Source organism: Azospirillum doebereinerae, from assembly GCF_003989665.1.
In the GTDB taxonomy this organism is placed as follows: domain Bacteria; phylum Pseudomonadota; class Alphaproteobacteria; order Azospirillales; family Azospirillaceae; genus Azospirillum; species Azospirillum doebereinerae.
Map to the genome: position 1 here is coordinate 217,736 of NZ_RZIJ01000009.1, position 13,402 is coordinate 231,137.

At 66.6% G+C, this 13,402-nt stretch carries 15 protein-coding genes and 1 tRNA gene; 2 read left to right on the forward strand and 14 right to left on the reverse strand.

Going from position 1 to position 13,402, the window contains the following annotated elements:
• Nucleotides 1-20: 20 nt before the first annotated feature.
• The 14 genes from nuoL to EJ913_RS13885 all read right to left on the reverse strand — a co-directional run bounded on the left by nuoL (nucleotide 21) and on the right by EJ913_RS13885 (nucleotide 12,282).
• Nucleotides 21-2,117: an NADH-quinone oxidoreductase subunit L gene (gene nuoL, locus EJ913_RS13820; protein ID WP_126998758.1), complete on the reverse strand. Its 2,097-nt coding sequence runs from the start codon at nucleotides 2,115-2,117 to the stop codon at nucleotides 21-23.
• A 9-nt stretch (nucleotides 2,118-2,126) separates the two neighbouring features.
• On the reverse strand, nucleotides 2,127-2,435 hold the full coding sequence (gene nuoK, locus EJ913_RS13825; RefSeq protein WP_126998760.1) for an NADH-quinone oxidoreductase subunit NuoK: 309 nt from the start codon (nucleotides 2,433-2,435) through the stop codon (nucleotides 2,127-2,129).
• Between the two features lies 1 nt (nucleotide 2,436).
• Nucleotides 2,437-3,051 (reverse strand): NADH-quinone oxidoreductase subunit J, encoded by a 615-nt coding sequence (locus EJ913_RS13830; protein WP_126998762.1) that lies wholly within the window; start codon nucleotides 3,049-3,051, stop codon nucleotides 2,437-2,439.
• A gap of 18 nt (nucleotides 3,052-3,069) precedes the next feature.
• Nucleotides 3,070-3,558, reverse strand: coding sequence for an NADH-quinone oxidoreductase subunit NuoI (gene nuoI, locus EJ913_RS13835; RefSeq protein ID WP_126998764.1), 489 nt, complete (start codon nucleotides 3,556-3,558; stop codon nucleotides 3,070-3,072).
• Nucleotides 3,559-3,669: 111 nt separating this feature from the next.
• Nucleotides 3,670-4,680 (reverse strand): NADH-quinone oxidoreductase subunit NuoH, encoded by a 1,011-nt coding sequence (nuoH, locus tag EJ913_RS13840; protein ID WP_126998766.1) that lies wholly within the window; start codon nucleotides 4,678-4,680, stop codon nucleotides 3,670-3,672.
• Nucleotides 4,673-6,748 (reverse strand): NADH-quinone oxidoreductase subunit NuoG, encoded by a 2,076-nt coding sequence (nuoG, locus tag EJ913_RS13845; protein ID WP_126998768.1) that lies wholly within the window; start codon nucleotides 6,746-6,748, stop codon nucleotides 4,673-4,675. The genes nuoH and nuoG overlap by 8 nt, the downstream gene beginning before the upstream one ends.
• Before the next feature lie 15 nt (nucleotides 6,749-6,763).
• A complete protein-coding gene (gene nuoF, locus EJ913_RS13850; RefSeq protein WP_126998770.1) occupies nucleotides 6,764-8,053 on the reverse strand; it encodes an NADH-quinone oxidoreductase subunit NuoF in 1,290 nt (429 codons plus the stop codon).
• A gap of 14 nt (nucleotides 8,054-8,067) precedes the next feature.
• A complete protein-coding gene (gene nuoE, locus EJ913_RS13855; RefSeq protein ID WP_126998772.1) occupies nucleotides 8,068-8,691 on the reverse strand; it encodes an NADH-quinone oxidoreductase subunit NuoE in 624 nt (207 codons plus the stop codon).
• Nucleotides 8,688-9,836: an NADH-quinone oxidoreductase subunit D gene (locus EJ913_RS13860; protein ID WP_342353707.1), complete on the reverse strand. Its 1,149-nt coding sequence runs from the start codon at nucleotides 9,834-9,836 to the stop codon at nucleotides 8,688-8,690. The genes nuoE and EJ913_RS13860 overlap by 4 nt, the downstream gene beginning before the upstream one ends.
• Nucleotides 9,837-9,934: 98 nt before the next feature.
• Nucleotides 9,935-10,564 (reverse strand): NADH-quinone oxidoreductase subunit C, encoded by a 630-nt coding sequence (locus tag EJ913_RS13865; RefSeq protein ID WP_126998776.1) that lies wholly within the window; start codon nucleotides 10,562-10,564, stop codon nucleotides 9,935-9,937.
• 28 nt (nucleotides 10,565-10,592) lie between these two features.
• Entirely contained in the window at nucleotides 10,593-11,138 is a 546-nt protein-coding gene (locus EJ913_RS13870) for a NuoB/complex I 20 kDa subunit family protein (protein WP_185909771.1), read from the reverse strand.
• Nucleotides 11,129-11,497, reverse strand: a complete 369-nt coding sequence (locus EJ913_RS13875; RefSeq protein WP_126998780.1) for an NADH-quinone oxidoreductase subunit A — start codon at nucleotides 11,495-11,497, stop codon at nucleotides 11,129-11,131. The genes EJ913_RS13870 and EJ913_RS13875 overlap by 10 nt, the downstream gene beginning before the upstream one ends.
• A gap of 312 nt (nucleotides 11,498-11,809) precedes the next feature.
• A tRNA-Asp gene (locus EJ913_RS13880) sits at nucleotides 11,810-11,886 on the reverse strand.
• Nucleotides 11,887-12,054: 168 nt separating this feature from the next.
• Entirely contained in the window at nucleotides 12,055-12,282 is a 228-nt protein-coding gene (locus EJ913_RS13885) for a hypothetical protein (protein ID WP_126998782.1), read from the reverse strand.
• Nucleotides 12,283-12,430: 148 nt separating this feature from the next.
• Here EJ913_RS13885 and EJ913_RS13895 point away from each other — a divergent pair, with 148 nt between their 5' ends.
• Nucleotides 12,431-12,706 (forward strand): hypothetical protein, encoded by a 276-nt coding sequence (locus tag EJ913_RS13895; protein ID WP_185909772.1) that lies wholly within the window; start codon nucleotides 12,431-12,433, stop codon nucleotides 12,704-12,706.
• 79 nt (nucleotides 12,707-12,785) lie between these two features.
• Entirely contained in the window at nucleotides 12,786-13,244 is a 459-nt protein-coding gene (locus EJ913_RS13900; RefSeq protein ID WP_244939350.1) for a hypothetical protein, read from the forward strand.
• The last annotated feature ends 158 nt before the right edge of the window (nucleotides 13,245-13,402 follow it).

A 13,402-nucleotide genomic window follows, 5' to 3' on the forward strand; every position in this document is an offset into this window, starting at 1 on the left:
TGTTGTTCCCTCTCAACCGCTCAACCGAACGCCGCAAGCCAGGCGACGAACAGGACGACCCCGATCACCATGGCGAAGGCGTAGTGATAGACATACCCCGACTGCAACCGGCTGGCGCGGGCCGCGACGTCGCGGGTCGCGGCGGCGATGCCGTCCGGACCGACGCCGTCGATCAGCGCGCCGTCGCCCGACTTCCACAGCCCGTAGCCCAGCGCCTTGGCCGGACGGGTGAAGAGGCGGTCGTACAGCTCGTCGAAGTACCACTTGTTGTAGAAGAACCGGTGCAGCCCCGGCAGCGCGCGCGCCGCCTTGGCCGGCAGGCCCGGCATCTGGATGTAGGCGACGTAGGCCATGGCGATGCCGATCAGGCCGACGACCAGCGGCGCCAGCGCCACCCAGGCGGGGGTGTGATGGTGCGCGGCCTCGATGCTGTCGTGGTCGTGCAGCGCCAGGATCGCCTTGCCCCAGAACTCCATGCGGTCGTGACCGATGAACCACTGGTGGAAGCCGACGCCGGCGAACAGCGCGCCCAGAGCCAGCACGCCCAGCGGGATCAGCATGACCAGCGGCGATTCATGGGCGTGGTCGTAGACGTCCTTCTCCATCCGCGGCTTGCCGTGGAAGGTCATGAACAGCAGGCGCCACGAGTAGAAGGCCGTCAGCAGCGCCGCGGCGATGCCGAGCGCGAAGGCGAAGCGGCCCATCGGGCTGGCGGACGCGTAGGCGGCCTCCAGGATCATGTCCTTGGAGTAGTAGCCCGCGAAGAAGGGCAGACCGGCCAGCGCCAAATTGCCGATCCACATCACCGCGTAGGTGAAGGGGATCTTGCGCCAGACGCCGCCCATCTTGCGCATGTCCTGCTCGTGGTGCAGGGCGTGGATCACCGAACCGGCGGCAAGGAACAGCAGCGCCTTGAAGAAGGCGTGGGTGAACAGGTGGAACATGGCCGCGCCGTAGGCCGAGACGCCGGCGGCGAAGAACATGTAGCCGAGCTGCGACATCGTCGAATAGGCGATGACCCGCTTGATGTCGAACTGGGTGAAGCCGATGGTCGCGGCGACGAAGGCGGTCAGGGCGCCGACGACGGCGACGACCTCCAGCGCGGTCGGCGCATATTCGAAGACCGGCGACAGGCGGCACAGCATGAACACGCCGGCGGTCACCATGGTGGCCGCGTGGATCAGCGCCGACACCGGGGTCGGGCCCTCCATGGCGTCGGGCAGCCAGGTGTGCAGGCCAAGCTGCGCCGACTTGCCCATGGCGCCCATGAACAGCAGCAGGCAGGCGATGGTCAGGCCGTTGAAGTCCCAGCTGAGGAAATGCAGCGTCTCGCCCGCGACGCCCGGAGCCTTGGCGAAGATCGCGTCGAACTGGACGGAGCCGGTCAGCACGAAGATCGCGAAGATGCCGAGCGCGAAGCCGAAGTCGCCGACGCGGTTGACCAGGAAGGCCTTCATGGCGGCGGCGTTGGCCGAGGGCTTCTCGTACCAGAAGTTGATCAGCAGGTAGGAGGCCAGACCGACGCCCTCCCAGCCGAAGAAGAGCTGCACGAGGTTGTCGGCCGTCACCAGCATCAGCATGGCGAAGGTGAACAGCGACAAATAGCCCATGAAGCGCGGCTTCTGCGGGTCCTCGGCCATGTAGCCGATGGAGTAGAGGTGCACGCAGGCCGACACGGTGTTGACGACGATCAGCATCACCGCGGTGAGCTGGTCGACGCGCAGCGCCCACTTCACGTCGAGCGTGCCGCTCTGGATCCAGGTCATCAGCTCGATCGTGCGGGGGTGACCGCCGACGGCGACGTCGAAGAACAGGATCCAGGAGAGCAGCGCCGACACCAGCAGGGCGCCGGTCGTGACGAACTGCGCCGTGCGGTCGCCGGCGGTCGGCGGGCCGGCGACCACGTGGTGGTCGTCGTGCGCGTCGTCGTGGCCATGATCGTCATGGGTGAGGGCCGCGTGCGCGTGGTCGTCGTGACCGTGCGCGTCGTGCCCATGGGAATGGTGATCGTGTCCGTGACCGGCAGCCGCCGGCTGGGCCTTCGGCCCGCCGAACAGCGCGATCGATCCGGCGATGAGGAACGCCAGAAGCGGAAGGAATACGACAAGGACTTCCATGACGCCGCCTCAGCCCTTCATCAGGTTGATGTCTTCGACTCGGATCGAGCCGCGGTTGCGGAAGTAGACCACCAGAATGGCGAGGCCGATGGCCGCCTCGGCGGCCGCCACCGTCAGGATGATCATGGCGAAGATCTGGCCGACCAGATCGTGCAGATGCGTGGAGAAGGCGACCAGGTTGAGGTTCACCGCCAGCAGCATCATCTCGATCGACATCAGGATGATGATGACGTTCTTCCGGTTCAGGAAGATGCCGATCACACCCAGGGTGAAGACGATGGCCGAGACCGTCAGATAATGCCCGAGACCGATCTCCATATCACACGCCCTCCCCGGTCGTGACCTTGCGGATGGCGACCACCTCGTCCCGGCGACGGGCGAGTTGGGCGCCGATGTCCTGCTTCCGGACGCCGACCCGGTGGCGCAGCGTCAGCACGATGGCGCCGATCATGGCGACCAGCAGGACGATGCCGCAGGCTTGGAACAGATAGACATACTGGGTGTACATCAGCCGGCCCAGCGCCACGGTGTTGGACACCGTGTCGATCGACGGGGTCGGCGACCCGGCCAGCTTCTCGACGCCCGGCGCCACGATCCAGCCGCCAAGGACGGCGGCCAGCTCGGCGAACAGGATCAGCCCGATCAGCCCGCCCAGCGGCAGCACCTCCATGGCGCCCTGCCGCAGCTCGCGGAAGTTGATGTCGAGCATCATCACCACGAACAGGAACAGCACGGCCACGGCGCCGACGTAGACGATCACGAGGATCATCGCGATGAACTCGGCGCCCATCAGCAGGCAGAGACCCGCCGCCTGGAAGAAGGCGAGGATCAGGAAGAGGACGGAGTGAACCGGGTTGCGCGACGAGATGACCATCACACCGGAGGCCACCAGCAAAGCCGCGAACACGTAGAAGGCGATGCCTTGGAGTATCATCGTAATTCTCGCTTCCGCTTACCGGTAAGGAGCCTCGGCTGCGAGGTTCTGGGCGATCTCCGCCTCCCAGCGGTCGCCGTTCGCCAGCAGCTTCTGCTTGTTGTAGAAAAGCTCTTCACGGTTCTCGGTGGAGAACTCGAAGTTCGGCCCCATGACCACGGCGTCCACCGGGCAGGCCTCTTGGCAGAGCCCGCAGTAGATGCACTTGGTCATGTCGATGTCGTAGCGCGTGGTGCGGCGGCTGCCGTCGTCGCGCGGTTCGGCCTCGATGGTGATGGCAAGCGCCGGGCACACCGCCTCGCAGAGCTTGCAGGCGATGCACCGCTCCTCGCCGTTGGCGTAGCGGCGCAGCACGTGCTCGCCACGGAAGCGGGAGCTGATCGGCCCCTTCTCATACGGGTAGTTCAGCGTGACCTTGGGCTTGAACATGTAGCTGAAGGTCAGCGCGAGGCCGCCCACAAGCTCGGTCAGGAACAGGCTGCGCGCCGCGCGGTCGAGGAACGCCATGGCCTCTTCGTCTCCTTCCTTGCCGGCGGACCCAACTGGGAGGTTCCCTGGGGGTCTCCGCCGGCACTCTCAACGAAATTCAGTAATGGGCTTCTTGGGATCGGTTCGCGCTTACTTGGGCAGCCAGCCGAAGGTCACGAGCACGCCGGCCGTCAGGACGACCCAGAACAGCGAGAAGGGCAGGAACACCTTCCAGCCCAGCCGCATCAGCTGGTCGTAGCGGTAGCGCGGCATGGTGGCGCGCACCCACACGAAGGTGAACAGGCAGGCCGCGATCTTGAGCGCGAACCACACCACGCCGGGGATCCAAGTGAAGGGCGCGAAGGGCAGCGGCGACAGCCAGCCCCCCAGGAAGAGGATGCTGGTCATCGCGCTCATCAGGATCATGTTGGCGTATTCGCCAAGGAAGAAGAGCGCGAAGGGGGCGGAGCTGTACTCGACCATGAAGCCCGCGACCAGCTCCGACTCGCCTTCCGGCAAGTCGAAGGGCGAGCGGTTGGTCTCGGCCAGCGCCGAGATGAAGAACATGATGAACATCGGGAAGAGCGGGATGGCGAACCACACCGTCTCCTGCGCCTTGACGATCTCCGTCAGGTTCAGCGAGCCGACGCAGAGCAGCACCGAGATGATGATGAGGCCCATCGAGACCTCGTAGGACACCATCTGCGCCGCCGAGCGCAGCGCGCCCAGGAAGGCGTAGCGCGAGTTCGACGCCCAGCCCGCCATCACGATGCCGTAGACGCCCAGCGACGAGATCGCGAACAGGTACAGCACGCCGACGTTGATGTTCGACAGCACGAGGCCGTAGTCGAAGGGAATGACCGCCCAGGCGACCAGCGCCAGGAAGAAGGTGATCATCGGCGCCACGTAGAAGACCACGCGGTTGGCGCCCTCGGGCAGGATCTGCTCCTTGGCGAACAGCTTGAGGCCGTCGGCGAAGGGTTGCAGCAGGCCGAAGGGACCGACGATCGACGGCCCCTGGCGGAGCTGCATCGCACCCATGATCTTGCGTTCGGCGTAGGTCATGAAGGCCACGGCCACCAGCAGCGGCACAGTGATCGACAGAATCTTCAGGACCATGATGATGAGCGGCAAGAGGAAGCCGTTCAGGAACTCAGCCATGGGTGCCAGTCCTCTCTTGGGCAGGGCCGCCGACAGCACCCGCGAGCGCTTCCGTGCAGTTGGCCATCGTCACCGACGCCCGGCTGATCGGGTCGGTCATGTAGAAGTTCGTCACCGGCGACACGAAGGGGGCCGGATCGACGGCGCCTTGCACGCCGAACGGCGCCCAAGCCGCCGGGGTCATCGCGTTCACCGCCGCGAAGATCGGGTTGACGCCCATCAGGCGCTGGCGCAGCTGCGTCTGCGTGTCGTAGGGCAGCGTGGCGCCCACGGCTTCCGACAGCGCGCGGACGATCTTCCAGTCCTCGCGCGCCTCGCCCGGCGGGAAGGCCGCGAGGCGGGCGAGCTGCGGACGGCCCTCGGTGTTGACGTAGACCGCGTTCTTCTCGGTGTAGGCGGCGCCCGGCAGGATCACGTCGGCGCGGTGGGCGCCGGCGTCGCCGTGGTGGCCCTGGTAGACCACGAAGGCCTTGCCCAGACGGGCGGTGTCGATCTCGTCGGCGCCCAGCAGGTAGACGACGTCGATCTCGCCCTTCGACGCCCCGTCGAGGATGCCGTGGATGTCGCGGCCGCCCTCGCCCGGCAGGAAGCCGGCCTCGATGCCGCCGACTCGGGCCGCGGCCGTGTGCAGCACGTTGAAGCCGGCCCAGTCGTCGCGGAACATGCCGTAGACCTCGCCGACCACGCGGGCGGCGGCCTGGACGGCCAGACCGTCGGCGCGCTGGAAGGCGCCCATGCCGACGATCAGCATCGGGTTCTTGGCGTTGCGCAGCGTCTCGGCGAAGGCGTGGGTGCCGTCGCTGAGCTGCTGGAGCGCGTCCGGCCCGGTGCCGATGTGGGCGTAGGGGTAGGTCAGGTCCTTCTGCTCGCCGATCAGGGCGATCTTGACGCCGCCGGCCAGATAGCGCTTGCGGATGCGGGCGTTGACCAGCGTGGCTTCCCAGCGCGGGTTGGTGCCGACCAGCAGGATGACGTCGGCCTTCTCGATCCCGGCGATGCCGGAATTGAACAGGTAGCCAGCGCGCACCGAGGTGTCGAACCGCGCGCCGTCCTGGCGGCAGTCGAGGTTGGCCGAGCCCAGGCGGCCCATCAGCTCCTTGAGCGCGAACTGCGACTCGACGTCGGCCAGATCGCCGGAGATCGCGGCGATGCGGTTGCCCGGCAGCCCCTTGACCTTGGCGGCGACGGTGGCGAAGGCCTCCTGCCAGCTGACCGCGACCAGCTTGCCGTTCTTGCGGACGTAGGGGCGGTCGAGGCGCTGGCGCTTCAGCCCGTCATAGGCGTAGCGGCTCTTGTCGTTCAGCCATTCCTCGTTGATGTCGTCGTTGACGCGCGGCAGGACGCGCATCACTTCCGAGCCGCGCGTGTCGACGCGGATGTTGCAGCCGACCGCGTCCAGCACGTCGACGCTCTCGGTCTTGCGCAGCTCCCACGGACGCGCGGTGAAGCTGTAGGGCTTGTGCAGCAGCGCGCCGACCGGGCAGACGTCGGCCAGATTGCCCGACAGCTCCGAGCCGATCGCCTTCTCGACAAAGGTGGTGATCTCCATGTGCTCGCCACGGTTCACGGCGCCCACGTCGGGGACCCCGGCCACCTCGTTGATGAAGCGGACGCAGCGCGTGCAATGGATGCAGCGGGTCATGGCGGTCTGGATCGTCGGGCCCATGTACTTGTCATGGACCGCGCGCTTGTTCTCGCCGTAGCGGCCACGGTCGAAGCCGTAGGCCATGGCCTGGTCCTGGAGATCGCACTCGCCGCCCTGGTCGCAGATCGGGCAGTCCAGCGGGTGGTTGATCAGCAGGAATTCCATGACGCCCTTGCGGGCCTTCAGCACGGTCTCGCTGTTGGTCTTGACGACCATCCCGTCGCCGCAGGGCATGGCGCAGGACGCGACGGGCTTGGGCGCGCGCTCCATCTCCACCAGGCACATGCGGCAGTTGGCCGGCACGCTGAGGCGCTCGTGGTAGCAGAAGCGCGGAATCTCGATGCCCAGCTGCTCGCAAGCCTGGAGGATCGAGGTGCCCGCTTCGACCTCGATCTCGATCCCGTCGATGGTAAGTTTCGGCATGGGAACGGGAACTCCTTACTCGGCCGCCAGCGGCGCAGCGTTGCGGTAGGCCTGGATGCGCCGCTCGACTTCCGGACGGAAGTGGCGGAACAGGCCCTGGATGGGCCAGGCGGCGGCGTCGCCGAGCGCGCAGATGGTGTGCCCCTCGATCTGCTTGGTGACCTGCAGCAGCATGTCGATTTCCTCGACCCGCGCGTTGCCGGACACCATGCGCTGCATGATGCGGCTCATCCAGCCGGTGCCCTCGCGGCACGGCGTGCACTGGCCGCAGGATTCATGCGCGTAGAAGGACGACAGCCGGGCGATGGCCTTCACGACGTCGGTCGACTTGTCCATGACGATGACCGCCGCCGTGCCGAGGCCGGAGCGGACGTCGCGGAGGCTGTCGAAGTCCATCAGGACGGTGTCGCAGGTCTCCTTGGGCATCAGCGGCACCGAGGACCCGCCGGGAATGATCGCCAGCAGGTTGTCCCAGCCGCCGCGCACGCCGCCGGCGTGTCGCTCGATCAGCTCGCGCAGCGGGATGCCCATCTCCTCTTCCACGTTGCACGGCTTGTTGACGTGGCCGGAGATGCAGAAGAGCTTGGTCCCGGTGTTCTTCGGACGGCCGATGCCGGCGAACCAGCCGGCGCCACGGCGCAGGATGGTCGGCACCACGGCGATCGACTCGACGTTGTTCACCGTGGTCGGGCAGGAGTAGAGACCCGCCTGGGCCGGGAAGGGCGGCTTGTTGCGCGGCTGGCCCTTCTTGCCCTCGATCGACTCGATGAGCGCGGTTTCCTCGCCGCAGATGTAGGCGCCCGCACCCCGGTGGATGAAGACGTCGTAGCTGTAGCCGGTGCCGCAGGCGTTCTTGCCGATCAGCCCCGCCGCGTACGCCTCGTCGATGGCGCGCTGGACGTTGGAGCCCTCGTTGTAGAACTCGCCGCGGATGTAGATGTAGCAGGCCGACGCCCCGATGGCGAAGCCGGCGATCAGGCAGCCCTCGATCAGCTTGTGCGGATCGTGGCGCAGGATGTCGCGGTCCTTGCAGGTGCCCGGCTCGCCCTCGTCGGCGTTGATGACGAGGTAGACCGGCTTGTCGACGACGTTCTTGGGCATGAAGGACCACTTCATGCCGGTCGAGAATCCGGCGCCGCCGCGTCCGCGCAGGCCCGATTCCTTGACGTTCTCGATGATCCACTCGCGGCCATTGTTCAGGATGGCGGCGGTGTTGTCCCAATCACCACGCTTGCGGGCGGCGTCCAGGCCGAAGTCCTGGAACCCGTAGAGGTTGGTGAAGATGCGGTCCTCGTCGCGAAGCATCGCGGTCTCCCCCCTCAATCGTCCGCTTGAGTCGTGAAAGCGGCCAGCGTCGTCGGCCCGCCAACGGGCTCCGACGAACGACGGCCGATCTGCGACCCTGGCTTGGGCGTCTCGCCGCGCTTGAGCGCCTCGACGATCCCGTCGATGTGCTCCGGCGCCACATCCTCGTAGTAGTCGTCGCCGATCTGCACAACCGGCGCGTTGACGCAGGCGCCCGAGCATTCCACTTCGCCGAGCGTGAACTGGCCGTCCGCCGTGGTCTCGCCGAGGCCGATGCCGAGCTTGTTCTTGCAGGCGTGGACGATGTCGTCCGAGCCGCGCAGCCAGCAGGGCGTCGTCGTGCAGACCTGGATGTGGTGCCGGCCGACCGGGTTCTTGTTGTACATCGTGTAGAAGGTCGCGACCTCGTACACGCGGATGCGCGGCATCCCCAGCAGCTCGGCCACGGCGTCCATGGCGACGCGCGGCAGCCAGCCGCCGTGCTGGCGCTGGGCCACGTCGAGCAGCGGCATGCAGGCGCTGGCCTGCTTGCCTTCCGGGTATTTGGCGATGATGCGCTTGGCCAGCTCCAGGTTTTCCTGGGTGAAGGCGAAGCTGGTCGGCTCCTGGTGGCCGTGATCGGAGGCGGGCGCGCTCATCGATCGATCTCTCCGAAAACGATGTCCATGGAGGCGATGTTGGCGACGGCGTCAGCCAGCATGTGGCCCTTCGACATGAAGTCGATGCCCTGAAGATGGGCGAAGCCCGGCGCGCGGATCTTGCACCGGTACGGCTTGTTGGTGCCGTCCGAGACGAGGTACACGCCGAACTCGCCCTTGGGCGCCTCGATGGCGGTGTAGGTCTCGCCGGCCGGGACGTGGAAGCCCTCGGTGAACAGCTTGAAATGGTGGATCAGCGCCTCCATCGAGCGCTTCATCTCGCCGCGCGGCGGCGGCGAGACCTTGCGGTCCTCGATCTTGTAGGGGCCGGCCGGCATGTCCTTGCAGCACTGGCGGATGATGCGGAGCGACTGGCGCATCTCTTCCATGCGGACCAGATAGCGCGCCCAGCAATCGCCGGTCAGCCCCACCGGAACGTCGAAGTCCATGCGGTCGTAGACCTCGTAGGGCTGCGACTTGCGCAGATCCCAGGCGACGCCGGAGCCGCGCAGCATCGGGCCGGTGAAGGCCCAGTCGTAGGCCTGCTCCTTGGACACGATGCCGATGTCGACGGTGCGCTGCTTGAAGATGCGGTTGTCGGTCAGCAGGTTGTCGAGGTCTTCCATGAACTTGGGGAAGCGCTCGGTGAAGGCCCAGATGTCCTCCAGCAGACCCGCCGGCAGGTCCCAGGCGACGCCGCCGGGACGGAAGTAGTTGGCGTGCAGGCGGGCGCCGCAGACGCGCTCGTAGAACTCCATGAGGATTTCGCGTTCCTCGAAGCCCCACAGCGCCGGCGTGATGGCGCCGACGTCCAAAGCGCCCGTCGTGATCGACAGGATGTGGTTGAGGATGCGCGTGATCTCGGAGAACAAGACGCGGATGTACTGGGCGCGCAGCGGAATCTTGATCTGGAGCAGATTCTCGACGCCGAGCACGAAGGCGTGCTCCATGCACATCGGGCTGACGTAGTCGAGGCGGTCGAAATACGGGATCGCCTGGACGTAGGTCTTGTACTCGATCAGCTTCTCGGTGCCACGGTGCAGCAGGCCGATGTGCGGGTCGCAGCGCTCCACCACTTCGCCGTTCAGCTCCATCACCAGACGGAGCACGCCGTGGGCGGCCGGGTGCTGCGGCCCGAAGTTCATCGTGTAGGGCTTGATCTGCGTCTTCTCGGCCGGGCCCACCGGGCCGCCGGGGCCGGCGATGACGACGCCGGTCGCCGATTCGGAAATCGTGGTCATGCTCACGGCTTCTTGCTCCCGTCCTGGAGGGCCGCCTTCTCGTCGCCCGGAAGCATGACGTTGGTCATGCCTTCCCACGGGCTGAGGAAGTCGAAGCTGCGGAAATCCTGCGTCAGCTGGACCGGCTCGTAGACCACGCGCTTCTGGTCCTCGTCGTAGCGGGCCTCGACGTAGCCGGTCAGCGGGAAGTCCTTGCGCAGGGGATGCCCCTCGAACCCGTAATCGGTGAGGATGCGGCGCAAATCGGGGTGGTTGTCGAAGAAGATTCCGAACAGGTCCCAGGTCTCGCGCTCGAACCAGTTGGCCGCGTTGAAGACGGGCACGACCGAGGGGACGGGGGTGTCCTCGTCGGTGGTCACCTTCACGCGCATGCGCCGGTTGTGCTTGTAGCTGAGCAGCTGGTAGACGACCTCGAAGCGCTCGACGCGCTCCGGGTAGTCCACCGCCGTGATGTCGGTCAGCTGCTCGAACGAGCAGGCGGCGTCGTCGCGCAACGCCGTCAGCACCGGAATGATGGCCGGGCGCTTGACCGTCACCATCAGCTCGCCGAGCTTCACCTCGACCGTCAGGACATCACCGCCCAGCTTGGCGGCGATGACGTCCCCGAGTTCCTTCAACGCCTGTTCGGACATGGGTGGGCCTTTGCCTTCCTACTTGTCTTTAGCGGGCGATGCGGTTGCCGCGCCGGATCTTCTTCTGGAGCTGGAGGATGCCGTAGACCAGCGCCTCCGCCGTCGGCGGGCAGCCCGGCACGTAGATGTCGACCGGCACGATGCGGTCGCAGCCGCGCACCACCGCGTAGGAGTAGTGGTAGTAGCCGCCGCCGTTGGCGCAGGAGCCCATCGAGATGACCCAGCGCGGTTCCGGCATCTGGTCGTAGACCTTGCGGAGCGCGGGGGCCATCTTGTTGGTCAGCGTGCCGGCGACGATCATGCAGTCGGACTGGCGCGGGCTGGGGCGCGGAATCACGCCGAAGCGGTCCAGGTCGTAGCGGCTCATGTAGGCGTGGATCATCTCCACCGCGCAGCAGGCCAGACCGAAGGTCATCGGCCACAGGGAGCCCGTGCGCGCCCAGGCCAGCACGTCCTCGTATTTGGCGAGGACGTAGCCCTTCTCCTGGATCTCGTCGGAGACGGCGCGGACGTAGGCGTCCTGTTCCGGTCCGGGCGGAATCGGCGCCAGCGGCTTGGCGACCTCTACTCCCATTCCAGAGCTCCTTTCTTCCACTCGTAGATGAAGCCGATGGTCAGGATGCCCAGGAACAGCATCATCGACCAGAAGCCGAACAGCCCGATGTCGCCCAGCGCGATGGCCCAGGGGAACAGGAAGGCGACCTCGAGGTCGAAGATGATGAACAGGATCGAGACCAGGTAGAACCGCACGTCGAACTTGGTGCGGGCGTCCTCGAACGGCTCGAAGCCGCACTCGTAGGGCGAAACCTTCTCGGCGTCCGGGTTCTTGGGGCTGATGACGTAGGACGCGCCCACCATCACCACCGCCAGCGCGATACCGATCAGCAGAAACACCAGGATCGGAAGATACTCAATGATCAGCGGAGTCGACACCGCGTTCCTCCCATAAGCCCACGGCCACGGACGCCGTTCCCGCCGGTAAATCGGCGGAAGCGCTGGCCGTGGCTGGTATGCCTTGGATTAGCCCATCAGACGGGCCGGAATATATGCCGACTGAGTGACCAAGGAAAGCGCTTTGAATCGCTTTCCACCAAGCGGAAGGACCTATTCAAACGCATGGCTAGCCTTGGTAATACCACGCTTTTAAAGCCGGTCCAAGCCAAGACAATTGGAAAACAAAAAAGACCCGCGAAACGCGAGTCTTTTGTCAACTTCGGCGATGTTCAATAAACTTACAAAGGAAAGTGGCGCGAGTGACGGGACTTGAACCCGCGGCCTCCGGCGTGACAGGCCGGCGCTCTAACCAACTGAGCTACACCCGCGCAGAGCGACGTTTGAAACCGGCTAACACCTTGAGGCGCTTGCCGTTTTCCGAGGTCCGTGTCGGCCCCCGTCGTTCGGTGGGCGGTTTGTAGTCGGCCAGGACACCCCCTGTCAACACTGATTTTTCAAAAATCTTCACGGGGCCGTTTTTCCGGCTCAGCTCCCGCTCAGGGCAGGTGGCGCGCCTCCTTGCGCAGCGCCCCCAGCCGCTCGAACGCCTGCGCCATGGCGAGCGACAATTCGCGGTGATCGACGGCGCCGGGGCCGCCGAAGCGGGTCAGCGTCGCCTCCAGGGCGAGCGCCAGATGCTCGGCCACGTCGAGGTGCCCCTGTTCCAGCGCCATCTCCAGCGCCGACAGGATGCGGTCGCCCAGGCGTCTTTCGTTCAAAACCATATGTGCCCCTCCCTCGGGCCGTGCGTCGTGCGGCGGCAGGATAGCAGGGTCGGCGCCGCGCTTCCGCCGGTTCTTTGTCTCACCCCGCGACGGCCGGACACGGTCGCGGAGGCTTCCGATTCGCCGCCCGGCTGTGCGATGATCGGGCATGCACCGAATCCTTTCCCTGGCGCTTGCCACCCTTCTCGCCGCCGCGCCCACCCTCGCGCCCGCCACGGCGCGCGCCGCCAACGTGTCGGCGGCCCAGGCCGAGGCCAAGGAGGTCGCCAAGTCGCAGGGCAACTGCACGCCGGCCAAGGTCGACGTGCTGAGCTACAGCATCGGGCGCGAGGGGCAGACCGTCTTCAAGGTCGGCTGCTCGGAGGACAAGGAGGCCTTCGTCCTGGTGCAATGCCGCTCGCGCATATGCACGTTGCTCCGGTAGCGGAATTCATCGGTTGTTAAGGGCGTTGGCGCGCAATGCCGGGAGCCATGCGCTCATCGGGACGGAGCGCGGCGCGGCCATGGGAAGCAGGGCGGGGAGCGGGACGGTGGACGGGGCGACGACAGGACAGCGGCGGAGCACGGGACGGCCCTTCCGGGCGATGCCGATGCTCGCCTTGAGCGTGCTGGCCGCCGTGGCGGTCGGCGGCTGCTCCTCGCCGCCGCCGCTGGTGCCGACCCTTATCGGCGTCGACATGATCGCGCTGAACGCGACCAAGAAGACGGTCGGCGACCACATCGTGTCGGCCGCGACCGGACGCGACTGCTCGATCATCTCCTTCTCGGAGAGCGGCGACTATTGCCCGGACAAGGTCGTGGTCGACCGCTCGCGCGTCTATTGCTACCGGACGCTGGCCGACGTGGAGTGCCACCACATCCCCGACCCCTACCGGAACGGCCACATGGCGCTCGCCAGCCCACCGCCGGACATCCGCGTCGTGCCGCGCAAGAAGGGCTGGTTCGACGAACCGGCGCGTTGAGCGGGCGCGGGTCCCGCCGGGTCAGCGGACCTTCTTCGCCACGAACGCCTTCGCGATGGCCATCATCGCCTTCTCATGGGTGACGCCCCCGCCGCCGGCTTGGCCGCCGGCACCGGAGCGCGCCGCGCCGCCCGGCCCGGCGGGAGCGCCGGGCGCCG